Source organism: Bradyrhizobium embrapense (assembly GCF_001189235.2).
Taxonomy (GTDB): Bacteria; Pseudomonadota; Alphaproteobacteria; order Rhizobiales; family Xanthobacteraceae; genus Bradyrhizobium; species Bradyrhizobium embrapense.
In genome coordinates, this window is sequence record NZ_LFIP02000003.1 from 79,319 (window position 1) to 106,016 (window position 26,698).

Here is a 26,698-nt window from a genome sequence, read left to right on the forward strand (position 1 = left end):
TGGAAAGGCCACCGAGACATGAACACGAAGCCGACGATTGCCATCCTTGGAGGAACCGGTGACCTGGGATCCGGCCTCGCAAAATGCTGGCTTGCGGCCGGTTACAAGGTCATTCTCGGTTCACGCTCCGCGGAGAAGGCCCGGAGCACGGCTGAGACCATGACCGGTGACGTCGCGGGCGACGACAATGCCGCCGCTGCCAGGGCTGCCGACATCGTGGTCGTTGCTGTGCCATTCGCCAGCCATGATACGACGCTGAACGAAGTCAAGGACGTGGTTCAGGGCAAGATCGTGGTGGATGCGGCGGTCCCGCTGGTGCCGCCGAAAGTGTCGGTCGTCCAGCTTCCGTCCGCCGGATCGGCCGCGCAGATCGCGCAGCAGTTGCTGGGACCCGGCGTGCGCGTCGTCTCCGCGTTCCACAATGTGGGCGCGACCAAGCTGCACCAGGGGGGCAAGGCAGATTGCGACGTTCTGGTCTTTGGCGACGACAAGGCGGCGCGCGACATCGTCATTGGTCTTGCGAACGAAGTTGCATCCGCGGGCATCGACGGCGGCGTGCTGGCAAACTCGGCGGCGGCGGAGGCGCTGACATCCGTGCTGATCGGGATCAATCGGCGCTACAAGGTGCCCGGTGCCGGCATCCGCATCACCGGCCTGTCTGCGAGCCCGGGTGTCTGATCCATGCCTGTGGGGACGCGAGTCGAATACATCGCCCTGCAGGACATTCGGCGCGTCGAGCCGGGCGAGGATCTTGCCGCGCTCATCAGGCAGAGCCTCGCCGGGATGTCCCTAGACCTGCAGCGGGGCGACATCCTCGTCATTGCGCAGAAGATCGTCTCGAAATCGGAAGGGCGCTACGTTCGGCTGAGCGACGTCGAGCCGTCCGCGCAGGCGCTCGAACTCGCAACGACGGTCGGCAAAGACCCGCGCTTCCTCGAGGTCGTGCTTCGCGAATCCGCAGAGGTCGTCAAGACCCGGCCGAACGTCGTCATCGCCGCCCACCGGCTCGGCTTCGTCATGGCCAACGCCGGGATCGATCAATCGAACATCGAGCATCGTGACGACGAAGAGCGCGTCTTGCTGCTGCCCAAGGATCCCGACGGATCCGCGCAGAAGCTGAAGGTCGCGCTGGACGCAGCCGGCGACCTCGATCTTGGAATCATCATCAACGACAGCTTTGGCCGCCCCTGGCGCAACGGTGTCGTCGGGGTGGCGATCGGCGCGGCCGGCATTCCCTCGCTGCTGAGCCAGATCGGTGTCCCCGACATGTTCGGCCGGGCGATGCGCGTGACCGAGATCGCCATCGCCGATGAGATCGCCGGCGGCGCTTCACTCCTGATGGGGCAGGCGGGCGAGGGGATGCCGATCATTCTCGTCCGTGGCCTCACGCTTGATGGACCGGTCTCACCCGCGGCCGCGCTCGCGCGGCCCAAGAGCCAGGACATGTTTCGATGAGTGGCGCCGACCTCAACGTTGTTGCGCTTTGCGGCGGGGTCGGCGGCGCTAAGCTGGCCTATGGCCTCAATCGCTTGCTGGGCGCCAAGCTCGCCGTTGTCGTGAACACGGGCGACGACTTCGAGCATTTCGGTCTCACGATCTCGCCGGACATCGACACGGTCATCTACACGCTCGGCGAACTCGCCGACGAAGAGCGTGGCTGGGGACGCGCCGGCGAAAGCTGGAATTTCATGGAGGCGCTCGGCGGCCTCAAGGGCGAGACCTGGTTTCGTTTGGGCGACCGCGATCTTGCCATGCACGTCTTGCGCTCGCGCGCGCTCGGCGCCGGCGTCACCTTGACCGACTTCACGGGCAGGATTGCATCGCATCTCGGCATTGAGGCGCGCATCCTGCCGATGACCGACGATCCGTTTGCGACGATCGTCGTCACGGCCGATCAGAGGCTCGCGTTTCAGCGTTATTTCGTCGAGCTGCAGGCCCGGCCCGAGGTCAGGAAGATCGAATTCCAGAACCCCAGCGGTGCAATCGCGACCGACGCCGCGCTGCGGGCCATCGGCGCCGCCGATGCCATCATTGTCTGTCCATCGAATCCGTATCTCAGCATCGATCCGATCCTGGCCGTTCCCGGTATCCGGGCGGCCCTGGACACGACCAGGGCCCCCATTGTGGCGGTCTCGCCGCTGGTCGGCGGCCGCGCCATCAAGGGACCGACCGTGAAGATCATGAACGAGCTCGGCGTCGCGACAAACTGCGCCTCGATCGTCAGGCACTATGGCTTCCTCGACGGTCTGGTGATGGATCGAGAGGATCAGGCCGACGCCGGTGCGATCGGGATTCCCGTGCATGCGACCAACACGATCATGCGCGCGAAGGAAGAGCGTGTTCAGTTGGCACGCGAGTGTCTTCAGTTTCTTGATCGACTGAAAGGTTGAGCGAAGCGATGGACGATTCCGAAACCTGGGCGCTGGTGCCGGTCAAGCGGTTCAGTCAAGCAAAGAGCAGGCTGGGCGATATCCTGGTGGCGACCGAGCGCGCAAAACTGGCGCAAGCCATGCTGTGCGACGTGCTCGGCAACCTGCGGGATACGCGCTCGCTGGCCGGCATCGCCGTGGTGAGTGCCGATCCCGAGGCGTTCGCGATCGCCAAGCGTTTTGGCGCGGCCATGATCTTTGATGAGGTCGAGACCGGCGTTAATGCCGCGGTGCGGCGCGGTCTCGATGCGTTCCGGCCGTACGGGCGGCGGGTTCTTGTTGTCCCCGCCGATATTCCGTTCGCCCGTCCGGAGGACTTCGAACACGTCATCCGGTTGCTGGACCACACGCCGGTCGTGCTCGTACCTGCACTCTACGATGGTGGCACCAATGCCCTGGCGATGCGGGCGCCCGACATGCTGGAGCCTCGATTTGGCGAAGAGAGCTTTCGCGCGCACCGCGACCTGGCGCGGCAGCGGCAACTGAGCTGCAGCGTGTTCAAGTCCCATGGCATCGGCAAGGACATCGACTGCCCGATCGATTTTGGTCCGTATCTGATCTCGTCGCAAAACCTCGGAACGACGGGTTCGCTTCTTGATGACCTCAGAATTGCCGAGCGCTTCGGCATCGACGACCATCCCGTTCCCGTGAGGCTGTTCTGATGACGTCCGTCTCGAGTCTTCCGTTCGACCGTCGCCTGTCCCGAAGCGAGGCTTACAGGCTCATCGATCTCACTGACATCGACGAGCTTCTGACGACTGCCGCCAGGCGAAGGGATACCGCGCACGGTGATGTCATCACCTATTCGCCCAAGGTATTCATCCCGCTCACCCAGCTCTGCCGCGATGTCTGTCACTACTGCACGTTCGCTCACGCGCCGCGTTCGAACGTCAAACCGTATCTCTCGGTCGACGAAGCCGTCGCGATCGCCAGGGCCGGCAAGGAAGCCGGCTGTCATGAGGCGCTGTTTACGCTCGGTGACAAGCCGGAGCTTCGCTACCGCGTCGCGCGTGAGGAGCTGACAAGGCTGGGCCACGAATCCTCGCTGTCGTATCTCGCCGAAGTTGCAAGGGCGGTGTTCGAGCAGACCGGCCTGCTGCCTCACGTCAATCCCGGGATCATGAGCGAGCTCGATCTTGCCATGCTGCGCAAGGTCTCGGTCTCGCAGGGCATCATGCTGGAGTCCGCGTCCGACCGGCTTTGCGCGAAGGGCGGTCCGCACTTCGGATCGCCGGACAAGGTGCCGGCCGTCAGGCTTCAGACGATCAAGACCGCCGGTGAGCAGGCCGTTCCCTTCACCTCGGGAATCCTTATCGGCATCGGGGAGACCCGGGCCGAACGGATCGATGCGCTGCTTGCGCTGCGCGACCTGAATGATGCGCATGGCCATCTGCAGGAGATCATCATCCAGAACTTCCGGCCGAAGGTTGGCACGCGCATGGCCAATGCGCCGGCACCCTCCGTGGACGATCATCTCTGGACCATCGCCATCGCCCGCCTGATCTTCGAGCCGGAGATGAACATTCAGGCGCCGCCGAACCTGAGCCCGGCAGCCCTGGGGCGCGTCGTTGCGGCAGGGATCAACGATTGGGGCGGCGTGTCGCCTGTCACGCCCGACCACGTCAATCCCGAAGCACCATGGCCGCATCTGCGGCTGCTGGACGCTGCAACACGGTCCACCGGCAAGCGGCTCGAGAAGCGGCTGCCGATCTATCCGAGCTTCGCACGCTATCCGTCGCGCTGGCTCGACACCAAGCTGCTGAAGTCGGTCCTCGATCGCATCGACGGCGACGGATTTCCGCGCAGCGACGACTGGCATCCGGGCCACGTCGGCGGGATTCCGTCGCGCGAGCTCGGATGGCTGAAGTCCGCACCACGCATCGGGCATGGCGGCGAGGTGACATCCGTAATCGCCAGGGCTCAGCGCGGCAATGAGCTGTCGGAAGGCGAGATTGTCAGGCTGTTCCGCGCTCACGAGACCGACTTCACCAGCATTTGCCGGGCGGCCGACGAATTGCGCAGCAGCGTCAACGGCGACGTGGTGTCCTACGTCGTCTGCCGCAACATCAATTACACCAACATCTGCTCCTTCAAATGCCAGTTCTGCGCCTTCTCGAAGGGGAAGATGAGCGAGAATCTGCGCGGGCGGCCTTACGACCTCGAGATGTCCGAAGTCGCGCAGCGGGTCACCGAGGCCTGGGACCGCGGCGCCTCCGAGGTGTGCATGCAGGGCGGCATCCATCCTTCCTATACCGGGCAGAAGTATCTGGATATCTGCCGGGCCGTGAAGGGCGCCGTTCCGGCCATGCATCTTCATGCGTTCTCGCCGCTCGAGATCCATCAGGGCGCGCACACGCTCGGCATTTCCGTCGCCGAGTTCCTGCAGGAGCTGAAGGCGGCAGGCCTCGGCACTTTGCCGGGAACGGCCGCTGAAATCCTCGACGACGAGGTGCGCGAGATGCTCTGCGCGGACAAGATCAGGACCCAGCAGTGGCTCGACGTGATGCGCACGGCGCATTCGATCGGGCTCCGATCGACGGCCACCATCATGTTCGGCCATATCGAGCGTTACGACCATTGGGCGCGGCATCTGCTCCGGCTGCGACGCCTGCAGGCGGAGACCGGCGGATTTACCGAGCTCGTACCGTTGCCGTTCGTTCACATGGAAGCGCCGGTCTATCTCAAGGGCCGGGCGCGTCCGGGCCCGACATTCCGCGAGGCGGTCCTCATGCACGCGGTGTCGCGCCTCGTCCTCAATCCGCACATCACCAATATCCAGGCGTCCTGGGTCAAGATGGGACCGGAGGGGCTGCGGCACTGCCTTTCGGCCGGCGTGAACGACCTCGGTGGTACTCTGATGGATGAAAGCATCTCGCGGTCGGCCGGCGCCTCGCACGGCCAGGAGATGACGCCGCAGGAGCTCGAATCGATCATCGTTTCGGCAGGCCGTGTGCCGCGTCAGCGCACGACGACCTACGGCGTCGCGGACGAGGTGCGGAGGCAGCGCTCATTTGACGCGGTCCGCGAGCGGCAGACCGGCACCGAGATGCGATCCGCGGGGTGCTAAAGGACCCGGAAGGCCGCGAGAGCAGAGAACTCTCCAACAGGGATGTTTGAAAATGGCGTTTGTGATCGAGCCGAATATTGTCGACAGGAAGGGCTGGCGGCAGGCTGCGGCGCAGGCGCGCAGACTTAACCTGAAGCTGCCGACCTTCTCCCAGCTCGCGCACCCACCGCTTCCGTCGGCCAAGGTGTGGGAGGACATCGCGGCGGTAGGACCGGACGAGCCGAGTGCCGCGAACCTCTGGCGCATGCACTGGTACAATGCGGAAAACCGCCGGGGCAGGGACCTGGTGCCGGGCCATATCGTGCTGCCGAAGGAGATCACCGGCGTCGATGCCAAGATCATCGTGCTGCTCGGTGACCGCTTTCCGATGATCGGCGCACACAAGGTGCTGCCGGCCTATGCTGCCTTGATCGAGCAGCTCGTGACCGGGCGCTTCGATCCGTCAAGGCAGAAGGCCGTCTGGCCTTCCACCGGCAATTACTGTCGCGGCGGTGTCGCCGTTTCACGGATCCTCGGCTGTCGCGGCGTGGCCGTCTTGCCCGAAGGCATGAGCCGGGAGCGCTTCGAATGGCTCGAGAAGTGGGTCAGCGACCCTGCCGACATCATCCGGACACCCGGCACCGAGAGCAACGTCAAGGAGATCTACGACAAGTGCGCGGAGCTCAGGCGGGACGACAGCAACATCATTCTCAACCAGTTCTCGTCGTTCTCGAACTATCTCATCCACTATGAATGCACGGGACGCGCGGCGGAAGATGCCTTCAAGGCATTCAACCAAGACGAGAGCCACGAACTGGCGGCCTTCGTCTCGGCGACCGGATCCTCGGGGACGATCGCCGCGGGTGATTTTCTCAAGACGCGCTGGGGCTCGAAAGTCGTTGCCGTCGAGGCGCTCGAGTGTCCAACGATGCTCAACAACGGCTATGGCGAGCACAACATCCAGGGGATCGGCGACAAGCACATTCCGCTGATTCACAATGTCATGAACCTCGACTTCGTCGTCGGGGTCTCGGACCGAGCCACGGACCAGCTCAATCTGCTGTTCGGCTCGAAAGCGGGCCGGGATTATCTCGAGACGCGCCGCGGACTCGACCCCGTGCTGGTGCGCGCCTTTGACCATGTCGGCATCTCCGGGCTCGCCAACGTCATCGCCTCGATCAAGCTGGCAAAGCTGATGAACTACGGGCCCGAGAAGGCCATCGTCACCGTGGCGACGGACAGTGCCTCCATGTACGGCAGCGAACGCAGGCAGTTCGAAGAGAAGCACTACGCGCGTGGTCTTGATCAGGTGAATGCCGCCGAAATCTTCGGCGCCTGCCTGCTCGGCGCCGCATCCGACAATGTTGTCGAGCTGACGGAGCTTTCACGACGCGCTGTCTTCAACCTCGGCTACTACACCTGGGTCGAACAGCAAGGCGTTTCAGTCGCCGATTTTGAGCGACGCCGGTCGCAGTCCTTCTGGAGCAAGATTCAGGACAGCCTGGGCGAATGGGATCAACTCACCATCGAGTTCAACAAAGAAGCGAGTTTGGCGAACGCCTGATCCGCACGCGCGGCATCGTGTCCGTCGAAGGAGTTTCGAAATTGGTCTAGCCGAAAGCAATCGCGCAAATGATGAGCGGCCTGCGTCAAATGAGGGCAATGCAAAACAAAAATAGAGCAGGGCGCCTGCTTGACGACAGATCAGAAGTATCTTTAAGATACTAATAATAGGATGATAGGATCATCATCGCGGTGACGAATGGCCAGCATCCATAAGCTGGCGCGCTGCACCGGTGTTTCGTTCCCTAGGCATGGCTCATGCGAGCACAGGAGGAAAGATGAGGCGAGCACACGGATTGATTACGGGCGCGGCCCTCGCCGCGGCGATGTCGACCGCACTGGTGACGGGCGCGGCGGCTCAGACCATCAAGATCGGTGTCAATGAGCCGCTCACCGGTCCGTTCGCCGCTTCCGGTACGTACGTCGTGAACGGCGCCAAGATTGCCGCCGACGAAATCAACGCCAAGGGCGGTCTGCTCGGTCGCAAGATCGAGTTGGTCATCGAAGACAACAAGAGCAATCCGACGGAGGCCGCAGCCGTCGCCGAGAAGCTGATCACCGGCGACAAGGTGCCAGTGATCATGGGCGCCTGGGGCTCGAGCCTGACGCTCGCGGTGATGCCGAAGCTCATGGAATACAAGGTCCCGATGGTGGTGGAGACCTCGTCCTCCAGCAAGATCACGACGTCGGGCAATTCCTACATCTTCCGTATCTCACCGCCGTCCTCGGTCGAGGCGACCGAGTTCAAGTCCATCATGCCGTCACTCGGCATCAAGAAGGCCGACTTCCTCGTCATCAACAATGACTGGGGCCGCGGATCGGCCGAGGACTTCGGCAAGGTCATGAAGGCCCAGAACATTCAGGTCGGCCTCGTCGAGATCATGGATCAGGCCGCGCAGGACATGAGCGCCCAGCTTGCCAAGATCAAGGCGACCGACTCGGACACGATCATGGTCACGACCGCGGTCGAGCAACTCACCCTGGTGTTGAAGCAGGCCGCCGCGCTCGGCATCACCAAGCGAATCGTCACCACCGGCGGCTCGCAGAATCCGGATCAGCTGATCGAGCAGGCCGGCGCCGCGGCGAACGGCTCCATGCATCTGACGACCTTCGCGCCCTGGTATCCGGACAAGACCCCTGACCCGGCAGCGACGAAGTATTTCCTCGGCGAATGGAAGAAGCGCGGCTATGCGATCGCCGGAGCGACCGAGAGCTTCCGCGGCTACGACGGTATTCGCACCATCGCCAATGCGATCCAGCGGGCCGGCAAGGCAGAGCCTGCGGCGATCACCGATGCGCTTTGGACGACCGACTTTGCCGGCCTGAATGGTCAGATCAAGTTCCAGAAACAGGGGCCGGCCGGCAAGGAAAGCGGCCAGAGCATGCCCAATCTCTATCTGATCAAGATCGAGAACGAGAAGATCGTCCTGTCCGGCTCCTGAGCTCGACGACTTGCGGAAGGCGCCGCCATAATTGGTGGCGCCTTGGCACTGCCTCGCCCATTGAACATGCTCTGAAGAGAGGATCAGCGGTCGTCCGGCCGGGAAATCAGCATGACCGAGCTTCTGCAACACATCGTCAACACGCTCATCCTGGGCAGCACCTACGCGCTGCTGGGTATTGGGCTCACGCTCATCTTCGGCATCATGCGCGTCGTCAATTTCGCGCATGGCGAGCTGTACTCCTTCGGGGCCTATGCGCTGTATTTCGTCGGTGTGATGCTCGGCCTGAATTTCTTCCTTGCGCTGATCGTGGCGGTCGTGTTGGGCTGCTTTGCTGGTGCACTGATCGAAGTCGTCCTGTTGCGCCCGATGCGTGGCGCGGACATCGATACGACCATGCTGGTCATGATCGGCGCCATGATCGTGATGCAGAATGGCGAGCAGTTCGTCTGGGGTGGCGTTGCGAAGTCGGTTTCGACGCCGTTTCCGGAACTTCCGCTCGTCGTTGGTTCGATTTCGGTGTCCTGGTTGCGCCTGTTCGTCTTCTGCGCGGCCCTCGCCCTGATCGGCGTGTCCTATCTCCTGATCAACCGCACAAAGCTCGGCAAGGCAATGCGCGCGACCTTCCAGGATCGTGACGCCGCGGCGCTCATGGGCGTCAACATCCAGTTCATCTACATGGCGACGTTCGCGATCGGCTCGAGCCTCGCGGCAGCGGCGGGCGCATTGCTTGGGCCGGTCTATGTCATCTCCCCGCAAATGGGCAATCTCGCATCATTGAAGGCTTTCGCCATCGTCATCCTGGGCGGTCTCGGCAGCATCGGCGGGGCCACCATCGGCGGCTTCCTGCTGGCGCTGGCTGAGGAGCTTGGTGCCGGATACGTTTCGTCGGGCTACCGCGACGCCATGGGCTTTCTGATCATCATAGCCGTTCTCCTCTTCAAGCCGACCGGCCTGTTTGCACGCGCGGAGCGGATCGGATGAATCGCCTGATCCGCTATGTGGCGCTCGCAGCGTTCGCATCAGTCCCGCTTTGGCTGCACGATCCGTATCTGCTGAACGCCTTCATCACGACGGGTATCCTCATCATTGCGGCGATGAGCCTCAATCTCTTGCTCGGGTACACGGGACAGCTGAGCCTGGGTCACGTCGCATTCTTTGGCATCGGAGCCTACACCAGCGCGCTGGTGTCGCTGGGCTTCGATGTCGAATTGATCGGCGGTATCCGCGTGGTTCACGAACCCTGGCCGGTCTGGACCGGGTTCGTGATCGGCACGCTGGTTGCCGCGCTCTGCGGCTACGCCGTCGGGAAGCTATCCTTCAAGGTGCGAGGTGCCTACTTCGTCATCGTGACCATCAGCTTTGCGGAAGTGGTCCGGCTGATCGCGCTGAACTGGGTCGAGTTGACCCAAGGGCCGCTGGCCTTGACCTCGATCCCGCCAATGACGCTGGGGCTGCCCGGGGTCGGCTATCTCGACTTCTACAGCAAGCAATCCAACTACTACCTCGTGCTAGCCGTCCTTGTGGTGTCCTACATCGTCATCCAGCGTCTCGTCTGCTCTCGTGTCGGGCGGGCAATGATCGCGCTCAAGGAGAACGAGTCGCTCGCGGTCTCGGTAGGGATCGACGTGACCCGCTATCTGGTGCTGGCCGCGGTCTTTTCGGCGGGCATCGCGGGGGCCGCCGGCAGCCTCTACGCCCATTACCTCAAGATCATCGATCCCGACGTGTTTGCGTTTCTCTACACGGTCACGATGGTGATCATGGTGATCTCGGGCGGCAAGGGCACCCTCGCGGGCCCCATCGTCGGCGGCCTCATCTTCGGCTTCATTCCGGTCGCCGCCCGGTCTTTCGCCACCCCTGAGATTCAGTGGATCCTGTATGGCCTGCTGATGATCATCATCGTCTTCGTGCTGCCCAAGGGAATTGTCCCCGCCATCGAGAAGTGGTTCGCAGCGTCTGGCGCCCGCGCCGATCCTGAGCCGCTCCAAGCCAAGATGCACGACGCGCCATGAGCATTATGCCCGCCAATACCCCGCAGCCGGTTCTGTCCGTTGAACATATCGCCGTGCATTTCGGCGGGTTGATTGCGATCACCGACATGAGCTTCGTCGTCAACCAGGGTGAAATTGTCAGCCTGATCGGACCGAACGGCGCCGGCAAGACGACGGCCTTCAATGTCATCACCGGCTTTCTGCGGCCGACCAAGGGCGAGGTGCGCTACAAGAATACGTCGCTGAGTAACCTCAAGCCGCATGAAGTCACGTCACTTGGCCTGGCGCGGACCTTTCAGCGTACCAGCGTGTTCCAGAGCGTGACCGTGTTCGAGAATGTGATGATCGGCTTGCACCGGCGCAGCCGGTCGACGCTGCTGGATACGCTGCTGGCACTGCCGCGCGAAGGGCGCGCGGAGGCGGAGCTGAGGAATCTGGCGCACGAACTGCTCGAGATCGTAGGGATCGCGCGCCGTGCGGACGAGCTCGCGGGGTCGCTGTCCTACGGTGACCAGCGTCTGCTCGGCGTCGCGCTTGCACTTGCAACGGACCCGTCGATGCTTTTGCTGGATGAGCCGGTGTCAGGCATGAACGCGACGGAAACCGCCCGGTTCATGGAACTGCTCAACAGGCTGCACGGCCGCGGCATGTCGATATTGCTGGTGGAGCACGATGTGCCCATGGTCATGGGCGTCTCCGATCGCATTGTCGTGCTCAACTACGGCCGCATCATTGCCGAAGGGCCGCCTGCGGCGATCCGCGGCAATCCCGAGGTCATCCGTGCCTATCTGGGTGAAGGAGCCAGCCGGCATGCTGCACATTAACGGTCTGGTTTGCCGGTATGGCAAGGTCGAGGCGCTCAAGGGCGTCACCTTGTCGATCGGGCAGGGACAGTTGGTCGCGCTGATCGGAGCGAACGGTGCCGGCAAAAGCACGACGTTGCGGGCGATCTCGGGAATCCTGCCGTCGGCGGCCGGACGTATTACGTTCGACGGGCACGACATTACGAAGTGCTCGGCGCGGGAAATCCTGGGCAAGGGAATCGCGCATTGCCCTGAGGGGCGGCGTGTGTTCCCTGATATGACCGTCGACGAAAATCTCGACATGGGCGCGTATCTGCGCTCCGACCGTCGGGAGATCGCGGCAGATCGGGAGCGGATCTTCGCGATGTTTCCGCGACTGGCCGAGCGCCGCCATCAGGTGGCGGGAACGCTATCCGGCGGCGAGCAGCAGATGCTGGCGATCGGGCGCGCGATCATGTCCAAGCCCAGGCTCATGATGTTCGACGAGCCATCGCTCGGTCTGGCCCCCAACATCGTCGAGCAGGTGTTCTCGATCATCGATGGCATCAGGAAGTCCGGGACGACGATCTTGATGGTCGAGCAGAACGCCTACTCGGCGCTCGAGATGTGCGACTATGCATATCTTCTGGAGACCGGTTCGATCGTTCTATCCGGCAGCGGCAAGGATCTGATTGACGATGAGCATGTGCGGTCCGCTTACCTGGGTGGCTGACCGCAGGTGAACCGGAGCCCGCCAGATCCGATCCGGTCCTGCCGCGACGGCGCGGCGCCCAGGATGAGTTCAAGGGAAGGCCATGCCTCACCTGAAGACGAGCAAATCCACATCAGCAAGGCCTGGGGCACCGACATTCGACGTTCGCCGCGTTGCGGATGATCTGCAGCCGCCGTCTCACCAAACTCATCAGCTTGGACCGGGGAGCCGCCGTCATTGAAGTGAATAACCGGCATGCCGACGGAAATCGACGCGGCCACATCAATCCGCAAGCCGTCCTGGTTGCTGTGCATCGTTGTCGTCGTCCTCATCAAGAGCGAGCGAACCAGCAAATAGTCCATGGTCCTACACATCGTACTAGGTGATGAATGACGGACAAGTTCAAAGTTTCGACGTCCTGTGCCTAAGATCGCAGCGTCGTCCCCTGGTGACATGTGGGAGCGCGCAAAAAGCGGCCCGCTTCGATAACGAAGCGGACCGCTATGATTTGCACAAATGCAAAATCCGGTCGGCTAGGGCCGCTCGAGCATCCCGCCGTCGAACAGCGTCGGGATGTACCGTGGCGCCTCAATCGCAGCCATGAAGCGATGTTTTGTTGCGACCGGATCGAGCGAGATCGGGGGCCGTACGACTTCGATGTCGGGCTCTGTCGCCAGAATCAGGACTCCGACGCCATCGCGCTTCTCGGCCGCGGCGATGCGGGCAGCGAGTGCGCCCGGCGCATTCAGATTCTCGGCGTGCTGGATTCCCGAGGCGCGCGCCAGTTGTGCCAGATCGAGCGCTGCGTTGGTCAGGGCCTGGCCGCCCGAAGCTGCGTGAACGCCGTTCTGGATCAGGAGGATGGTGAGATTGGATGGGTTCATCGCGCCAATCGTAACGAGCGCGCCCATATGCATGAGCAGGGCGCCATCGCCCTCAACCGCAATGACCGGGCGGTCCGGTTGAGCAATCGCCAGGCCCAGCGCCAGCGGGAGGGTTAGTCCCATGGCGTCTTCGAAGTAGAAGTTCTCCGGCGCGTGATGCAGCGATGCCCACAAATACGAGGCATTGCCGAGCGACGTCACGACGAGCGCGCGGGACGGCAGACTGCCGGGAAGCACCCTGTAGTAATCGGTGCGGGTCGGTCGTGCATTGGTCACCACTGGATATCCTCCCGACCCATCAGCTGGGCAAACGGACACGAAGCTTCCTCCGCATAGGTTGCGGCATGTTCGATCTGCGGACCGATCGGACGGTATCGATCGGTGCAGGCATGGGCGAGGCCGATGCCACGGAAGACCGGCTCCGTCGCTCGGCCCTTCGGTATGTGGTAGAACACCGGATCGTCGGGCGTGCCCCGGTAGGACACCAGCATCAGAAGCGGGAATTGGTAACGCTGCGCGAGCGACACCATGCCCGCGCCCATGCTGAGCACGCCGGCATTCTGCACCAGCAGGGCGGTGCGGACGCCGCCGAGCCGGCTTCCGCAAGCGATCGCGAGCGCCTCCTCCTCATGGGTTGCGCGCACCAGCGTCATGCCCGGCTCCCGGTCGATGCGAGTGAGAATTTCGCCCAGCCAGCTGTCGGGGACGGAGACGACGGTGCCGAATCCAAGACGCTTGAGCGCATTCAGAACGGCCGACGGCCGATGGGCCTCTAAAGCTTCCGTCGATGTCGTCATCGACTGCCTCCGCGATTTCAACCAACGTCGAGCGCAGGCTAATCGCAAAAGGTACTATTGTCGATAAGACAAACCTATTGCAGGTCGATGGGCCGCCTGATAAAAGGTACTATTAAGCAGATGATAAGTTTAATTTCATGACCGAGGATTGCAGCTGCAGCCGGGCGCTGCATTCCTTCGCTGGAGGGAGACTGCACCTATGCTTCGCCTTTGGTCTGTGTTGATCGCTGTTCTGATTGCGTTGCCGGCTCACGCACAAGACAAGCTCGTTGTCAGTATCTGGGGCGGCAGTTGGCGTGATCTGGTGGCCGAGACGGTTGCCAGGAAATTCACCGCCGAAACCGGCGTGCCGGTCGAATTCATCACTGGCGGCACGATCGATCGGCTGAACAAGGAAAAGCTCGCCAAGGGAAATCCCGAAAGCGACGTGACGTTCACGACCTCGCATGTCGGGTGGCTCTATGCCAATGACGGGTTGTTCGAGGCGATCGATACCTCGAAGATCCCCAATGCGAAGAATCTCGCGGACGAGGCGCGGATCAGTCCCTATCACCTCGGCGCCTGGGCTTATGTCTACACGATCGGCTACCGCCCCGATCTGATCAAGGATACCAAGTTCGAGAGCTGGAGCGATCTCTGGAAGCCGGAGCTGAAGGACAAGCTCGCCGCTCCGGATTTCGATCCCGGCCACATCATTGCAGTCTCCGCCATTCTTGCCGGCGCCGACCCGGCCCATTGGGAAAAGGGCGAGGAGAAGCTCAAGGCGCTGAAGCCAAACTTCAAGGCGTTCTACACCAACGACGCCAACAGCCAGCAACTGCTCGCGAGCGGCGAGACGCCGGTGCAGATCGTGCTCTCGATGAACGCCTACTACATGATCGGGCAGGGCATTCCGATTGCACTCGCGATGCCGAAGGAAGGCGCGGTGCTGGGTATCGACACCGTCGCGATCATGAAGGGGTCGAAGAAGGCGGACCTCGCGTACAAGTTCATCAACACGCTCTATGACCCCGACATCCAGGCCGAGATTTCGAAGCAGAAAAAGGGGAGCCCGGCAGTCCTCAACGCGAAGATCGACCCGGACATCGCCAAGCTTCCTGGCGTCTTCACGTCGGCGGAGCAATGGAAGCAGCAGATCAACATCGACGCCAAGCTGCGCGCCGGCAAGACGGCGGAATGGCGCAAATGGTTCGCCGAAAACATCATGAACTGATCCGTTGCCAGATCGGCCCCGCTCATGAATCAGCAGCCATTCGTGCGCATCTTCACAGCGCCGGCGACGCTGTGTGCCGTCGGATTCCTCGCGGCGATGGCTGCGGTCCTGCAGTACAGCCTCAGGGCCTACGTGCCGGGATCGCTCGATCCCGGCGGATTGACGCTGGCGAATTTCGCTGACCTCCTGAAACCACTCTATGCGCGCGTGTTTCTCGATACCGTCGTCGTGTGCGCGATGACCGCGGTCGTGACGTTGATCGTCGGATATCCGCTGGCCTATGCGCTGGTGCGCGTCGAACAGCCGATCCTACGATCCATTCTCCTCGTGATTGTCGTGACGCCGCTGTTTCTGGGCGAGGTCGTTCGCACCTATGCGTGGATCATCGTCCTTGGCAACAACGGCTTCATCAATTCGTTGCTGATGTCGCTCGGCCTCATCGGCAAGCCGCTGCAGCTGATGTTCACGTCATTCGGCGTTGTGGTCGCTCTCGTGCACGTCACGCTACCGGTCATGGTCATCATGCTGGCCGCCGGACTATCCCATATAGACCGCGACTATCCCCGAGCGGCCGAAAGTCTGGGAGCCGGGCCCATTCGCGTGTTCCTGACGGTGACATTGCCGCTGTCGCTGCCGGGCGTGGTCGCCGGCACCACGACGGCATTCGCCTGGACATTCTCGGCATTCGCCACGCCGCAGTTGATCGGCGGCGGCCGCGTCAATATGATCTCAAATCTGGTCTACCAACTTGGGTTCTCGAGCTTCAATTTCCCCTTCGCCGCGACGTTGTGCGTGGCCGGGCTGGCTTTGACGGCTCTGGTGCTTGGACTTCTTCGGCTTGCCTCCCGCCCGCTTCGGAAGATCGAGGTGCACTGATGACCCCGCGCTCGACCTATCAGAAAGTGCTCGGCTGGATCGGATTGCTGACGGTGTTCGTCATCGTCGCGTTTCTCATCTTGCCGGCAGCGGTCGTGACGATCGCCGCGTTCAACGACAAACCCATCCTGTCGTTTCCGCCGCAGACCTGGTCGTGGCGTTGGTTCGGTCGGGCCCTCGCCTACGAGGATTTCCGGCAAGGGTTCTTCAACGGCCTGATCGTCACGACCTGGAGCTCGACGATCGCGCTGTGCGTCGGCGGCATGTTCGCATTTGTCATCGATCGCTACGAGTTTCCGCTCAAGTCCGCCATCGAGGGAATCCTCATCTCGCCCCTGGTGATTCCGCATTTCACGGTCGGGCTCGGCTTTCTCATCCTTGCGGCGCAAGTCGGCCTGAGCCGCGGCTTTGCCATCGTCGTGATCTGCCACGTCATCCTGGTGCTGCCGTTTGTGTTGCGCAGTGTGTACGTGTCGCTGAGAAATCTCGATCAGAGCTACGAACACGCGGCATCAAGCCTCGGCGCCGGACCGCTTCGTGTCCTGGCCACCGTCACCCTGCCGCTGCTGCTGCCCGGGCTCGTCAGCGGCTGGCTGTTCGCGGCGATCCTGTCGTTCAACGAGTTCACGGCTTCGCTGTTCGTGACCTCGCAACGCACCCAGACGCTTCCCGTCGCGATGTACAATTACGTGCGCGAGTTCGCCGATCCATCGATGGCGGCATTGTCGGTCATGTACATCGTCGGGACCGCCGCCCTGATCGCCTTTGCCAATGCGTTCCTCGGGCTCGGCAAGGTCCTCAATATCGAGCAGTCTCACTAGGGAGCACGGATCTTGAAGCCGTCTGCGAATCTTGAAGGGGAACAAGCGGCGGTCCATTTCGACGTCGTGAGCAAGCGATTTGACGATGTGGTGGCCTTGAACGACGTGACGCTCGGCATCGGCCGCAGCGAGTTCGTGACGCTGCTTGGTCCATCGGGATGCGGCAAGACCACGCTGCTCAAGCTGGCCGCTGGCTTTCTGGGGCCGGACGGCGGTTCGATTTCGATCGAAGGCAAGCGCGTGAACGACATTCCGACCTACCAGCGCGGCATCGGCATGATGTTTCAGAACTACGCGCTGTTTCCGCACATGAGTGTGGCGGAGAACGTCGCTTACGGCCTGAAGACGCGGCGCGTCCCCAGGGCTGAGCGCGACAAGCGCGTCGCCGATGCGCTGGCGCTGGTTAAGCTGATGGGCATGGAGAACCGCAAGCCCAGGCAATTGTCCGGTGGCCAGCAGCAGCGCGTTGCGCTCGCGCGCGCGCTCGTCATCAATCCGACCGTGCTGCTGCTCGACGAGCCGTTCTCGGCGCTGGACAAGAGTCTGCGGAGCTCGATGCAGGTGGAGTTGCGGGAGATTCAGCGCAAGCTGGGCCTGACCACGATCTTCGTGACGCACGATCAGGGCGAGGCCCTGAGCATGTCCGACCGCATGGCGGTGATGTCCGAGGGCCGTATCAGGCAACTCGGAAGCCCTGTCGACGTCTATCGCAGCCCGGCGGACCCGTTCGTCGCCAGCTTTGTCGGCGACAACAACAGGCTGCGCGGCCAGCTTGTGAGCATACAGGCCGAGCAAGCGATCGTCGCACTTGGCGATGCCCTGGTGCAGGTGCCGGGCGAGCGCCTGTCCGGGCTCGAGAAGTCCGCGGCGGTCGACTTGTTCGTCCGCCCCGAGCAGTTCAGGATTGTGGCGCCCGGGGAGCCGTGCGTCATCAAGGGGAGCGTTGTTGCCCAGATCTACCAGGGTGGCCACGTCGATCTTCAGATCGAGTGCTCTGGAAGCGTTGGGGACCGGTTGCTGGTGCGATCTCCGGGGGAGCAGGCCGTTCTGCGCTGGCCAATGGGGGCGCCTGTCGGCGTAGCTATCCAAGCAGATCGATGTTCCGTCTTTCCGGCAGCCTGATCGTAATCGTCTTCGCAGAAGGTGAAGGAATCAAGCTTGCGGGATATTGTGAGTCTTGGCTGGGCGGCGCCCATCTTGTTGTTTCCTGCGATGTCGTTAGCGCCGTTGTCACCGGGCATGTGGTCGCGCAACTCCGGAGAGAATGCTTGAGTGAGCCTCGATCAACCACAGCAGCGGGGGCGATCAGCACGTACATCGCGGCAAAGGATCGAAACCTGCCCCTGCTGATGAAGCGTGCGTTCGTGCCGGATTGCGAGCTTCAGATGCAGCTCCTGACCGACGCAATCTCCTTTCCAAGCTCCGCTCACGGCTTGGAGAACGTCACCGATGTTCTCGTAAGAAGCTTCGGATTGCAGTACGACAATGTGCGCACCTTCTGCCTTTCACGTCCTGCCGTCGATCGCACTCCGCGGTTTCAGTGCGACTGGCTGGTGGGAATGTCGAACAGGTCGGACGGCGGCGTGCGCGTCGGGTGCGGTGAGTACACTTGGGATTTCGATGCCGCCGGAGACGGTCGCGTCAAGCGGCTATTCATCAAGATTGAGTTGATGTGCGTGCTGCCGGCCAGCTATCAAGCGCCCGTCCTGCAATGGCTCTCGCTGGTTCCCTATCCCTGGTCGTCATGCAGCGAGGCGTGGGCTGGTTTGCCGTCAATCGACGCCTTGACACCGATTGCTCAATTCCTTCGGCGGGAGCCACGCAACTGACTGCGGCAGTTGAACGCTGCAGAACCGTCCATCGATTTCAGGCCTTGGTGACGAAAGCACGCCAGAGGCCACGAGACGCCGCTCGATAACCTGCATACAAGCCGTTACGGCGATGGCGGACGGTGGTGTAGGTCACCGTCCGCCTGCGCCGTTACTGCGAGACCAGCTCGCAGCCGCCCTCGCCGAGCGGGCGGAACGCCTGTTCCGCGGGTATCGTCGCGACGATGTCGTAGTAGTCCCATCGTCGGTTCGAGGCTGCCGGTGTCTTGACGCGCGCCAGGTACATGTCGTGCACGAACTGGCCGTCTGGGCGCACCGTGCCGCGCGCGAACGCGTCGGCAACGGGCAATTCGCGTATCTTGGCTGCGACGGCAAGGCCATCGTCGGAATTTGCGGCCTGAACCGCGCGCAGGTAGTGACGCACGGCCGAATAAACTCCGGCTTGGGTCATGGTCGGCATCCGCCCAACCTTCTCAAAGAACTTGTTGGCCCACGCCCGCGACTCGGCATCGCGATCCCAGTAGTATGCGGTCACGAACTGCAGGTTCTGCGCGGCTGCGAGGCCCATCGCGTCGACGTCGGTGAGGAATATGGTCGGTGCCGCCAATGCCTGCCCGCGGGTGATGCCGAATTCGGCGGCCTGCTTCACCGAATTGGTCATGTCGGCGCCGGCGTTGGCCAGCGCAATCACCTTGGCGCCGGACGCCTGCGCCTGCAGCAGCACCGAACCGAAGTCTGCGGTGTTGAGCGGGTGGCGTACCTCGCCGACTACCTTGCCGCCCCCGTTCTCGACTGCGCGGCGCATGTCGGCGGCGAAGGCGTGGCCGAACGAATAGTCCACTGCGATCAGAAACCAGCTGTCGAGCCTCTGCGCTGTGAGCGCCCGCGCGAGACCGTAGCCGTTGGTATAGCTCGTGTAGACCCACTGGAATGAGGTCCGCGTACAGGCCTTGCCGGTGAAGTCCGAGGAGGCAGACGCGTTCAGCACGATCTTGTTGCGTTCCTTGGCGAGAGCGGTCACCGCGAAACCGACGCCGGAATTTGAAATGTCGGCGACGGCATCGACTTTCTCCGTGTCGAACCAGCGCCGCACGATGCCAAGCCCGATGTCCGGCTTGTTCTGGTGATCGGCCGAGACGATCTCGACCGGCACGCCGCCGATGCTGTTGGCGAATTCCTCTGCCGCCATCTTGGCCGCGACGACCGAGCCTTCGCCGCCGAGATCGGCATAGGCGCCGGAGCGGTCATTGAGGACGCCGATGCGGATCACATGGTCGGACATCGCGGCGTGCGCGACGGGAATGTGCAGCAGCGTCGCGGTCATGGCCGCGCATAGGGTCCTGAGAGTGGTTGTCATGGTCGGGGGTTCCTCCGGGGGCGTCTTGTTTGCCGTTCGGCTTTGTTGCGTGGTACGCAAATTTGCTTGTGCTCGACGCGGAGAGCCGTAGGCATCTCTAGCAGTTTCGGCGCGGGCCACAATGTAAATTGCTTATAGAGCAATTTTTATTGACAGAGAAGCAAATTAGAGAGAGGGTCGGAGCAATGAAAACGCAGGACGAGACGCTGGCGAGGCTTGGAGCACGCATTCGCTCGCTGCGGGAGGAGCGTGGCATGAAGCTGAAGGATCTGGCCGACAGCACCGGGCTGTCCGATGCCTTCGTGTCGCGCCTCGAGCGTGGGCAGGTGTCGAGCTCCGTTGCCAATCTGATCCAGATCGCGCAGGCGCTCGACATCGGCGTCAGCGAGTTGTTCGCCGCGCCGCAGGACCAGTCGCGCAGCCACGTCACGCTGCATCGCCATGGTGACGATGGCGAAGACCAGAGCATCCCGAGCACCGGTTACCGCTGGCGATTGTTCGCGGGCGGCATGCCGAACGATGACCTCGAGGTATTTCACCTCTCGTTCCCGCGCAAGAACCGGATGGACCTGATGGTGTCTCATCCGGGGCAGGAATACTGCTACGTGATCAGCGGTCGCATCCGCTTTCACGTCGGCGCCGAGGTGTTCGATCTTTCGCCCGGTGAAGGCATTTTTCTCAACTCCGAGCTGCCGCACCGCGCCGACAACATCAGTGAGGACGAAGCCCGCATCCTGATGGTGGTCGCGAAGTCGCCGCAGAAGGTCGAGCATTTCGACTGGTGGCGCGTGCCGAGCGCCGCCGCCCCACCTCGATCACCCAAGAGCAAGCCCCAAGGAGACTGATCCATGCAGACCGCAACCGCGACCGGCAGGCACCTGCCGTATGAGGCGAAGCACATCGACGATGTGGAGTGGGAGACCATCCGCTGGCCCGGCGAGACCGGCAAGATGCTGTTCCACCCGCGGCCGGAGCGGCCGACCGAGCCGAACGCGGGCATCCTGCGGCTGGAGCCGGGCGCGCATCATCCGATCCACAATCACGAATTCGCGCAGGTCTGGTACATCCTGAGCGGCGAATTCCGGATCGACGACAATGTCTACACGCAGGGCACGATGATCTTTCATCCGGACCCGCATTTCGAAGGCAAGTTCGAGACCGCGACCGGCGGTGATATCCTGATCGTGCAGTATCCCGGTCCGACCACCGGCGGGCGGCCGATCTATGCGGGGCGCTTCAACATGGAGCAGCGCCGCGACATCTCCGAAGAACGCACCGATCTCTGATCGATCGACGCAACGGACGACTGGCCATGGCGCTGATCACCTATCTGACCACCATTCGCTTCGGCTTCGGCGAGGCGGATGCGCTCGGCGACGAGATCGCAGCGCTCGGTATCCGTCGGCCGATGCTCATCACCGACCGCGGCATCGTCGCGGCCGGCCTGGCGGAGCGCGTGAACGCCCCGCTCGGCACTGCGCCTGTCGTGTTCGACGCGACGCCGCCGAACCCGACCGAGCGCGCGACGCTGCAGGCGCTCGCACGCTATCGCGAGGCCGGATGCGACGGCCTCGTCGCGCTCGGTGGTGGCTCGCCGATCGATCTCGCCAAGGCGGTGGCGCTGCTCGCCACCCATGCCGGTCCGCTGGCGCAATATGCCGCGATCGACGGCGGCGTCGCGCGGATCACCGCCGCCGTCGCGCCGGTGATCGCGATTCCGACCACTGCCGGCACCGGAAGTGAGGTCGGTCGCGCGGCCCTCATCACGCTCGGGGACGGCCGCAAGGTCGGCCTGATCAGTCCGCATCTGATCCCGGCGCGTGCCATCTGCGATCCGCTGCTGACGCTCGGCCTGCCGCCGGCAATGACGGCCGCAACCGGCATGGACGCACTGTCGCATTGCGTCGAGACTTTTCTGTCGCCGCGCTTCAATCCACCAGCGGATGCGATTGCGCTCGATGGCGCCGCGCGCATCGTCGGCCATCTCAAACAGGCCGTGACGGCGGGCGATGACCGCGACGCCCGCGCCGAAGTGATGATGGGCGCGCTGCAGGGCGGCCTGTGCTTCCAGAAGGGCCTTGGCGCGGTGCACGGGTTGTCGCACGCGCTTGGCAACCTCGCGTCGCCGAGCCTGCATCACGGCACACTCAATGCGGTGCTGATGCCTGCCGTGATGCGCTACAATGGTCCGGCGATCGCGGCCAGGCTGCCGCGGCTGCGGCTGGCGCTCGGTCTGGCTGATGATGCCGACATCGCCGCGTTCTTCGATGCGCTCAATGCCGAGCTCAATCTGCCGCGCGGCCTGCGTGCCATGGGTGTGCCGGCCTCGGTGTTGGACGACATGGCGGAGAAGGCGGCGAAGGATCATTCCACCGCCACCAATCCGCGTCCGGTGGATGCCGACGGCTATCGCGCCATTTTCCAGGCGGCCTGGGAGTGAATAGAGCGCAGCGATGATTCTGGCCGGCGATGCCGAACGGCTCCATCGCCGCAGCGCACGTGGGTCCCAGAGCCAAGGTTCTGGTGCGAAACTGTTGCGGTCATCGGCGTTCGAAATTGAAAGAGTTGGACATCTGCTGCGATCGGCGATGTGTCGATTTTAACCTTCGGATCTTCAAGCCGATAATCCGGGAAGGTCGGGCTAGAAGGTCACGGTGACGACGATGGTGTCGGCGTAGGCTCCTGGAGGGGGCGAGATTTGCGGTGGAACGCGCCCATAGACTGAAACGTTCTGGTTCAACGCTGTTCCTGTGCCAAGCACGCAGGTACTGGCGCCGGAAGTGCAGGTCGTGGCGGATGTCGTACTCGTCCAGGCACCGGTCCGCGCCGCATCTGTATAAAGATTATAGTTGATGAAGCTGGAGTTTGCCTGCATGCGCCGCTGGCTGCCGCTTGCGTGTAGTCCGTTGTCGAGGCCGATCGAGTAGGGGGTCGTATTGGTGCACTTCACCGAAATCGTCCCAACGCCGTCAATATTCGACGTCAACAGCGAAGCGTTACCGAAGTTGAGCGGCGTGGTCGAAACAATGCAATTTCCGGCGATTGTCGCCGTCCATGGTGAGGAGCCTGCATTTGTCGTCGTTCCCGGGTTCGACGAACAATTCGGGCTTGTAAGAAGGTAGGCCGCGTAGGCGACGACCGGAGAGTTCGTACTCCAGACGTAGGTCCCAGGTATCGTTGCCTGTTGATTGGCGAGGAAGCGTCCATAAACGGTCAGGCTTTGTTGCGCGGGCCCGCCCAAAAGAGGAAGGCTGAGATTGATGCTGACGCCACCGGAGCCATACGCGGTGGTTCCGTATCCCCAGGATCCCCAGACCTGCGTGCGCCCGGAATCCGAATAGAGCTCGTGCATTGCCGTATTCGCTCCACTTCCCAGCGATCGAACCGAGCTGCTGCTGTTGGGCGCCCCCTGGTTGAATTGCACACACGCATTGACCGTGCAGCCGAGCGCGCAGCCGCTGCATGTTACGGTAAATGTCGAAGTCGTATCGACGGCGCCGCCCGCCAGAATGTCGACAGATCCGTAGTTGCCGGACGCCGAGGTAACGGAGCAGCTTTGGGCGTGGGCCGAAAACGATGCCGCAAATTGCAGGAGCAAGGCGAAGAGCAAAGTTCGCTTTGAGCCGATGACCACGATTTCGATCTCACAATGCGCGTTGGTCGGAACGAATGATCGAGGGAGATTGACGTCCGAAGACGCTGTTTACGCATGAATGACTGCATCATCGGCACGCGACGCCAGGAATCCGGACCTGTTCGCCGGGCCTCGGAACAAACGCAAACGTTGCGTGGCAGCGCATGCCAGCTAACTCGATTTCGGCTTCGTTCATTGACGATAGCCCCTTGATATAGGCCTGTCCGTCGTAGCCTACGACAAACCCGCCTCCGCCAGTCATCTGGCCGACGGCCCCGGCCGGCAGAACGCGATTGTCAGGCCCGACAAAGGTAACCAGCGCAGCCGTGGTCTCCTTGCGGACGTCGAATCTGACGAGCATCCCGGCGCGATCGGCCGGAGCGACGATGTCATGTGTCGTCGCTGCTTCGTCGTCGACCGGAAGGTTCGTCGGGTCGATCGCAATCTTGTTCTTCTGGTAGGACCGGAGCGTCGGGATCAGCAGCATGCCGCTGGAATCGGTGACACCCGCCCGGCGGTTCTCGCTGAGGACCTCGACATCCGGCACGCCAGTCGCGACCACCGCGAAACTGTCATCGATCCAGTTCGAAAGGAAAACGCCACCCCCCATGGTCGTGATCGACCCACGCAGTTCCAGTGATCCCACGCTGCCGGATCCGGCCTGGCTTGCGCCTGCCTGGATGGTGCCGTAGCTCGACCTGTAGGAAGCCGTTGCCTCCCGGTACCTCGATGAGCCTTCGGAATCGTGGATGCGCCAGCCGTAGCTGCCGGGCTCCGGCCCAAGCGACTTGACGGCATCGACGGTGCCGGTTGTACCGCCCCGTCCACTCGAAACCCCGGTCGTAACAGAAGCTGAGTCGCCAAAAGGGATGCTCAAACCGGCGAACACGCCGGTATTTCTTTTGGCACGAAAATCGTGGAAGACGGTGGAGAATATCGACGCATTGTAGGGCAACGTACGCGAGTAAGAGGCCGTCACGATATTGGAACGATGGCCTGAGTCATCGCGCAGACCGACAAAGCTTGCACTCAGGCTGGCCCGGGGGTCGAACGGCATCGGAGCGCTGAAAGTGATGCGATCGAGTGCGACCGGCGCACGGGCGCTGCCATAGATGCCGGTCACATAGGCAAACGAGTTCGACAACGAGGCAATACTGCCGGGCAGGTAGTTGAACAGACCGTTCAGATTTTGCAGGCCCCCGTTCAACGCCACGATGTTTTGCAATCTTGCGGTCACCGAGGCAAGGTCGTCATAGGTGCCGAAGGTGTGCTGCGAACTCGCCGAAATGCTCACGCCGAAGAGCCGCGTCTCATAGGAAGCGTAGCTCTGCAGACCGCGGTTCGTGCCGCTTCCGCTGCCGGCCAAGGCCACGGCGGCGACACCGATCGTCCCGGTCCTGAAGATACCGCCGATGCCACCATTGATCACGCCAGCTCCGCCTTCGACGTGCGCCTCTGCCGTCAAGCCATCGTAGATACCTCGTCGCAGGGTCGCAGAGCCGACCGGCGAGCCGATGTAGACGTCACTGCTCGAGCCGTAGGACAGCCGCGGCAATCCGCCCTCCACCGACCAGCTGCTCAGCCCGGGCGCAAGCAGGCTCGAGGTCGCATAAAACGGCGCTGACGTCTGGATTTCGTGACCTGCGGAATCCCGCACCACGAGTTGCGTCGTACCGGCGCCGGAAATCAGCGGTACGTTGTTCACGCTGAAAGGGCCGGACGCGACGTCCTGAGAAAATGTCTTGATGTTGTTGACATAGACATCGACGGTTGACGGCACTGCCGCGCTTCCGCCGATGGTCGCGAGCGGCGCGGTAATGAGATCGGGCCGCAGGGCAAAATCGCGCTGAGCCTGAAGGCCACCGATCCTGATCGGCCGCGACCAGGCCGGTCCACCGTTGATCGTATCCCCAGCAACGTAGCCGATCATCCGGTCCTGGTCGGAATACTGGAAAGACGAATTCAGCCGTGTCGCCTGCGCAGGCTGCTGCGGACCAGTGCGGACGATCGCCGACTGTTCGGCGGTGCCGTATGGCGAAAACGCCCGAGCATCGAGCAAAAGCGATGTGTTACCGACCCCGATCAATCGCGGGGTAGCTGCGTTACTGGTTGAACTCAACAGGTCATAATTCAGCACCGCACCGGGATCGGCCCGCGCCCTTGGCAGGTTCCCGCCGGAGCCGCCTGCGTCAAAGAGCTGCGGCTTGCGTCCGGCTTCGTCGACGGCAATGAATATCCGCTGTGTTCTCTCCTCATATCGATACTTTAGGGTCGGGATATCATCCAGTGCGATGATTTCGCCCAGTCGATGCGATGGGCCCGGTTGCAGGCCGAGGCTTTCAAGTTCCTCTACCGTTCCGCCGATACGGCCGTCGTCGAACCGCACGAATGATCCGATTGTTCGGGCTGGCATGGAGTTGATCACGACATCGAGTTGCAGATTTGTCTGGTTTTCTCCCGCGTGCGAACGCCCGGCACAGAGGACCATGCCGAGGAGTGCTAAGACGGACGCAAGCGTGGAGCCTCTTCTACCGCCGAGTAGGCGACTCAATAACCGCATGAGTCTGGCCCTTGTCCGTTTCCGCCGTGACAGAGATGGATCCGCCAGATCCGAAGCCGCGAGGATATTTCGGCGTGGCCCAACTCATGGAGGAATGTCCGAGGACGTAGCCGAGGAGACCGTTGCCAAAGGACAAGGTAGCTCCCGAAGAGTCCTTAAGCCGCAAGTTTGCGATGCGTAGCCGCTCGTCGCCGGCATTGCTGGTCACGACGGTCAGTTGGCCGGCTTCAGTACGGAGCGCCCAGGTAATTTGTGGCCGGCTGATCTCGCGACCACGAAAAAACGCCGGGATCGACTGTCGTACCAATAGATTGACGCTGCGACCTTGGCTGCCTCCTGCTCGCGGCAATTGGTCGACGATGACACGATAGCTTTCTTCGCCATTGACCGGCTGTTTCGACACCCGCACAACCCGCACGACGTAGTCTGAATGAGGTGTCATCCTGACGGCCGGAGGTGATGCTACCACATCGGTTGTCGGTTCAAGACTCTCCTTGCCGTCGGACTGCGACCAGCGAAGCACGCGGGTCTGGACCTCGACGTCGGCATCTTCGTCATTGCGCAGCGTCAAGGAAGCCGCCGCCGCCGGCGCATTCAGTTCCAGGAGAACCGGCTCAACGCGAAGCGCGGCGGCATGGGCAACCTCCATGCATGCCAAGCTTGCGGCAAACGCGGCCAGCAGCGTCGGATTTTGATGCATCGCGATGCCCAATCGATTTCGAAATCGTGCGCTTAAAAGGCTTTTCGTCGATACGCAGA

The 26,698-nt window shown here is 62.5% G+C and carries 26 protein-coding genes; 19 read left to right on the forward strand and 7 right to left on the reverse strand.

The annotated features are described in order from the left end of the window. The first annotated feature begins 18 nt into the window (after positions 1-18). The 11 genes from npdG to AKN83_RS14580 all read left to right on the forward strand — a co-directional run bounded on the left by npdG (position 19) and on the right by AKN83_RS14580 (position 11,989). Complete coding sequence (gene npdG / locus AKN83_RS14530) at positions 19-678, forward strand: NADPH-dependent F420 reductase (protein ID WP_050401066.1); 660 nt, start codon at positions 19-21, stop codon at positions 676-678. Between the two features lie 3 nt (positions 679-681). Continuing rightward, complete coding sequence (gene cofE, locus AKN83_RS14535; protein ID WP_050401065.1) at positions 682-1,455, forward strand: coenzyme F420-0:L-glutamate ligase; 774 nt, start codon at positions 682-684, stop codon at positions 1,453-1,455. Further along, positions 1,452-2,390 (forward strand): 2-phospho-L-lactate transferase, encoded by a 939-nt coding sequence (cofD, locus tag AKN83_RS14540; protein WP_050401064.1) that lies wholly within the window; start codon positions 1,452-1,454, stop codon positions 2,388-2,390. Before cofE ends, cofD begins: the two co-directional genes overlap by 4 nt. Before the next feature lie 8 nt (positions 2,391-2,398). Then, on the forward strand, positions 2,399-3,091 hold the full coding sequence (cofC, locus tag AKN83_RS14545) for a 2-phospho-L-lactate guanylyltransferase (protein ID WP_050401063.1): 693 nt from the start codon (positions 2,399-2,401) through the stop codon (positions 3,089-3,091). Then, positions 3,091-5,496: a 5-amino-6-(D-ribitylamino)uracil--L-tyrosine 4-hydroxyphenyl transferase CofH gene (gene cofH / locus AKN83_RS14550; RefSeq protein WP_050401062.1), complete on the forward strand. Its 2,406-nt coding sequence runs from the start codon at positions 3,091-3,093 to the stop codon at positions 5,494-5,496. The genes cofC and cofH overlap by 1 nt, the downstream gene beginning before the upstream one ends. A 52-nt stretch (positions 5,497-5,548) precedes the next feature. After that, a complete protein-coding gene (locus AKN83_RS14555) occupies positions 5,549-7,039 on the forward strand; it encodes a pyridoxal-phosphate dependent enzyme (protein WP_050401061.1) in 1,491 nt (496 codons plus the stop codon). Positions 7,040-7,316: 277 nt separating this feature from the next. Further along, complete coding sequence (locus tag AKN83_RS14560; protein ID WP_050401060.1) at positions 7,317-8,480, forward strand: ABC transporter substrate-binding protein; 1,164 nt, start codon at positions 7,317-7,319, stop codon at positions 8,478-8,480. 111 nt (positions 8,481-8,591) lie between these two features. Next, entirely contained in the window at positions 8,592-9,464 is an 873-nt protein-coding gene (locus tag AKN83_RS14565; RefSeq protein WP_050401059.1) for a branched-chain amino acid ABC transporter permease, read from the forward strand. Further along, a complete protein-coding gene (locus tag AKN83_RS14570) occupies positions 9,461-10,495 on the forward strand; it encodes a branched-chain amino acid ABC transporter permease (protein WP_050401058.1) in 1,035 nt (344 codons plus the stop codon). Before AKN83_RS14565 ends, AKN83_RS14570 begins: the two co-directional genes overlap by 4 nt. Further along, positions 10,492-11,298, forward strand: a complete 807-nt coding sequence (locus AKN83_RS14575; protein WP_050401057.1) for an ABC transporter ATP-binding protein — start codon at positions 10,492-10,494, stop codon at positions 11,296-11,298. Before AKN83_RS14570 ends, AKN83_RS14575 begins: the two co-directional genes overlap by 4 nt. Next, complete coding sequence (locus tag AKN83_RS14580; RefSeq protein ID WP_050401140.1) at positions 11,285-11,989, forward strand: ABC transporter ATP-binding protein; 705 nt, start codon at positions 11,285-11,287, stop codon at positions 11,987-11,989. The genes AKN83_RS14575 and AKN83_RS14580 overlap by 14 nt, the downstream gene beginning before the upstream one ends. Here the strand turns inward: AKN83_RS14580 and AKN83_RS14585 are convergent. The 3 genes from AKN83_RS14585 to AKN83_RS14595 all read right to left on the reverse strand — a co-directional run bounded on the left by AKN83_RS14585 (position 11,974) and on the right by AKN83_RS14595 (position 13,649). Next, on the reverse strand, positions 11,974-12,330 hold the full coding sequence (locus tag AKN83_RS14585) for a hypothetical protein (protein WP_063695347.1): 357 nt from the start codon (positions 12,328-12,330) through the stop codon (positions 11,974-11,976). The two genes, AKN83_RS14580 and AKN83_RS14585, sit on opposite strands and share 16 nt — an antisense overlap. 171 nt (positions 12,331-12,501) lie before the next feature. Beyond that, positions 12,502-13,128: a thiamine pyrophosphate-dependent enzyme gene (locus AKN83_RS14590; RefSeq protein ID WP_157113387.1), complete on the reverse strand. Its 627-nt coding sequence runs from the start codon at positions 13,126-13,128 to the stop codon at positions 12,502-12,504. Continuing rightward, complete coding sequence (locus tag AKN83_RS14595) at positions 13,125-13,649, reverse strand: thiamine pyrophosphate-binding protein (protein ID WP_050401054.1); 525 nt, start codon at positions 13,647-13,649, stop codon at positions 13,125-13,127. The genes AKN83_RS14590 and AKN83_RS14595 overlap by 4 nt, the downstream gene beginning before the upstream one ends. Positions 13,650-13,848: 199 nt before the next feature. On the opposite strand from AKN83_RS14595, the gene AKN83_RS14600 reads away from it, so the two are divergent. From AKN83_RS14600 to AKN83_RS14620, 5 genes are read left to right on the forward strand one after another with little or no spacing between them, the layout of a single operon-like run. Further along, entirely contained in the window at positions 13,849-14,862 is a 1,014-nt protein-coding gene (locus AKN83_RS14600; protein WP_050401053.1) for an extracellular solute-binding protein, read from the forward strand. A 24-nt stretch (positions 14,863-14,886) separates the two neighbouring features. Continuing rightward, complete coding sequence (locus AKN83_RS14605; RefSeq protein WP_050401052.1) at positions 14,887-15,738, forward strand: ABC transporter permease; 852 nt, start codon at positions 14,887-14,889, stop codon at positions 15,736-15,738. After that, complete coding sequence (locus AKN83_RS14610; protein WP_050401051.1) at positions 15,738-16,559, forward strand: ABC transporter permease; 822 nt, start codon at positions 15,738-15,740, stop codon at positions 16,557-16,559. Before AKN83_RS14605 ends, AKN83_RS14610 begins: the two co-directional genes overlap by 1 nt. A gap of 12 nt (positions 16,560-16,571) precedes the next feature. After that, entirely contained in the window at positions 16,572-17,681 is a 1,110-nt protein-coding gene (locus AKN83_RS14615) for an ABC transporter ATP-binding protein (protein WP_050401050.1), read from the forward strand. Beyond that, positions 17,657-18,388, forward strand: a complete 732-nt coding sequence (locus tag AKN83_RS14620; RefSeq protein ID WP_244521989.1) for a hypothetical protein — start codon at positions 17,657-17,659, stop codon at positions 18,386-18,388. Before AKN83_RS14615 ends, AKN83_RS14620 begins: the two co-directional genes overlap by 25 nt. Positions 18,389-18,539: 151 nt before the next feature. Here the strand turns inward: AKN83_RS14620 and AKN83_RS14625 are convergent, their stop codons facing one another. After that, a complete protein-coding gene (locus AKN83_RS14625) occupies positions 18,540-19,745 on the reverse strand; it encodes an ABC transporter substrate-binding protein (RefSeq protein ID WP_050401049.1) in 1,206 nt (401 codons plus the stop codon). Between the two features lie 128 nt (positions 19,746-19,873). Between AKN83_RS14625 and AKN83_RS14630 the strand changes: the two genes are divergently transcribed. The 3 genes from AKN83_RS14630 to AKN83_RS14640 are packed head-to-tail and all read left to right on the forward strand — an operon-like array spanning position 19,874 to position 22,185. After that, positions 19,874-20,590, forward strand: coding sequence for a helix-turn-helix domain-containing protein (locus AKN83_RS14630; protein ID WP_157113388.1), 717 nt, complete (start codon positions 19,874-19,876; stop codon positions 20,588-20,590). Positions 20,591-20,593: 3 nt separating this feature from the next. Next, positions 20,594-21,031: a cupin domain-containing protein gene (locus AKN83_RS14635; protein ID WP_050401047.1), complete on the forward strand. Its 438-nt coding sequence runs from the start codon at positions 20,594-20,596 to the stop codon at positions 21,029-21,031. A gap of 26 nt (positions 21,032-21,057) precedes the next feature. Continuing rightward, positions 21,058-22,185: an iron-containing alcohol dehydrogenase gene (locus AKN83_RS14640; RefSeq protein WP_050401046.1), complete on the forward strand. Its 1,128-nt coding sequence runs from the start codon at positions 21,058-21,060 to the stop codon at positions 22,183-22,185. A 201-nt stretch (positions 22,186-22,386) separates the two neighbouring features. Here the strand turns inward: AKN83_RS14640 and AKN83_RS38275 are convergent, their stop codons facing one another. The 3 genes from AKN83_RS38275 to AKN83_RS14655 form a co-directional block, all read right to left on the reverse strand. Beyond that, a complete protein-coding gene (locus AKN83_RS38275; protein WP_083992068.1) occupies positions 22,387-23,379 on the reverse strand; it encodes a Csu type fimbrial protein in 993 nt (330 codons plus the stop codon). 88 nt (positions 23,380-23,467) lie between these two features. Then, positions 23,468-25,765, reverse strand: coding sequence for a fimbria/pilus outer membrane usher protein (locus tag AKN83_RS14650; protein ID WP_172803553.1), 2,298 nt, complete (start codon positions 25,763-25,765; stop codon positions 23,468-23,470). A 142-nt stretch (positions 25,766-25,907) separates the two neighbouring features. After that, positions 25,908-26,651 (reverse strand): fimbrial biogenesis chaperone, encoded by a 744-nt coding sequence (locus AKN83_RS14655; protein WP_050401044.1) that lies wholly within the window; start codon positions 26,649-26,651, stop codon positions 25,908-25,910. Between the last annotated feature and the right edge of the window lie 47 nt (positions 26,652-26,698).

Coding starts and splice junctions, on each gene's coding strand:
- npdG (WP_050401066.1), top strand. CDS start 19: ATGAACACGAAGCCGACGATTGCCATCCTTGGAGGAACCGGTGACCTG.
- cofE (WP_050401065.1), top strand. CDS start 682: ATGCCTGTGGGGACGCGAGTCGAATACATCGCCCTGCAGGACATTCGG.
- cofD (WP_050401064.1), top strand. CDS start 1,452: ATGAGTGGCGCCGACCTCAACGTTGTTGCGCTTTGCGGCGGGGTCGGC.
- cofC (WP_050401063.1), top strand. CDS start 2,399: ATGGACGATTCCGAAACCTGGGCGCTGGTGCCGGTCAAGCGGTTCAGT.
- cofH (WP_050401062.1), top strand. CDS start 3,091: ATGACGTCCGTCTCGAGTCTTCCGTTCGACCGTCGCCTGTCCCGAAGC.
- AKN83_RS14555 (WP_050401061.1), top strand. CDS start 5,549: ATGGCGTTTGTGATCGAGCCGAATATTGTCGACAGGAAGGGCTGGCGG.
- AKN83_RS14560 (WP_050401060.1), top strand. CDS start 7,317: ATGAGGCGAGCACACGGATTGATTACGGGCGCGGCCCTCGCCGCGGCG.
- AKN83_RS14565 (WP_050401059.1), top strand. CDS start 8,592: ATGACCGAGCTTCTGCAACACATCGTCAACACGCTCATCCTGGGCAGC.
- AKN83_RS14570 (WP_050401058.1), top strand. CDS start 9,461: ATGAATCGCCTGATCCGCTATGTGGCGCTCGCAGCGTTCGCATCAGTC.
- AKN83_RS14575 (WP_050401057.1), top strand. CDS start 10,492: ATGAGCATTATGCCCGCCAATACCCCGCAGCCGGTTCTGTCCGTTGAA.
- AKN83_RS14580 (WP_050401140.1), top strand. CDS start 11,285: ATGCTGCACATTAACGGTCTGGTTTGCCGGTATGGCAAGGTCGAGGCG.
- AKN83_RS14585 (WP_063695347.1), bottom strand. CDS start 12,330: ATGGACTATTTGCTGGTTCGCTCGCTCTTGATGAGGACGACGACAACG.
- AKN83_RS14595 (WP_050401054.1), bottom strand. CDS start 13,649: ATGACGACATCGACGGAAGCTTTAGAGGCCCATCGGCCGTCGGCCGTT.
- AKN83_RS14600 (WP_050401053.1), top strand. CDS start 13,849: ATGCTTCGCCTTTGGTCTGTGTTGATCGCTGTTCTGATTGCGTTGCCG.
- AKN83_RS14605 (WP_050401052.1), top strand. CDS start 14,887: ATGAATCAGCAGCCATTCGTGCGCATCTTCACAGCGCCGGCGACGCTG.
- AKN83_RS14610 (WP_050401051.1), top strand. CDS start 15,738: ATGACCCCGCGCTCGACCTATCAGAAAGTGCTCGGCTGGATCGGATTG.
- AKN83_RS14620 (WP_244521989.1), top strand. CDS start 17,657: ATGTTCCGTCTTTCCGGCAGCCTGATCGTAATCGTCTTCGCAGAAGGT.
- AKN83_RS14625 (WP_050401049.1), bottom strand. CDS start 19,745: ATGACAACCACTCTCAGGACCCTATGCGCGGCCATGACCGCGACGCTG.
- AKN83_RS14635 (WP_050401047.1), top strand. CDS start 20,594: ATGCAGACCGCAACCGCGACCGGCAGGCACCTGCCGTATGAGGCGAAG.
- AKN83_RS14640 (WP_050401046.1), top strand. CDS start 21,058: ATGGCGCTGATCACCTATCTGACCACCATTCGCTTCGGCTTCGGCGAG.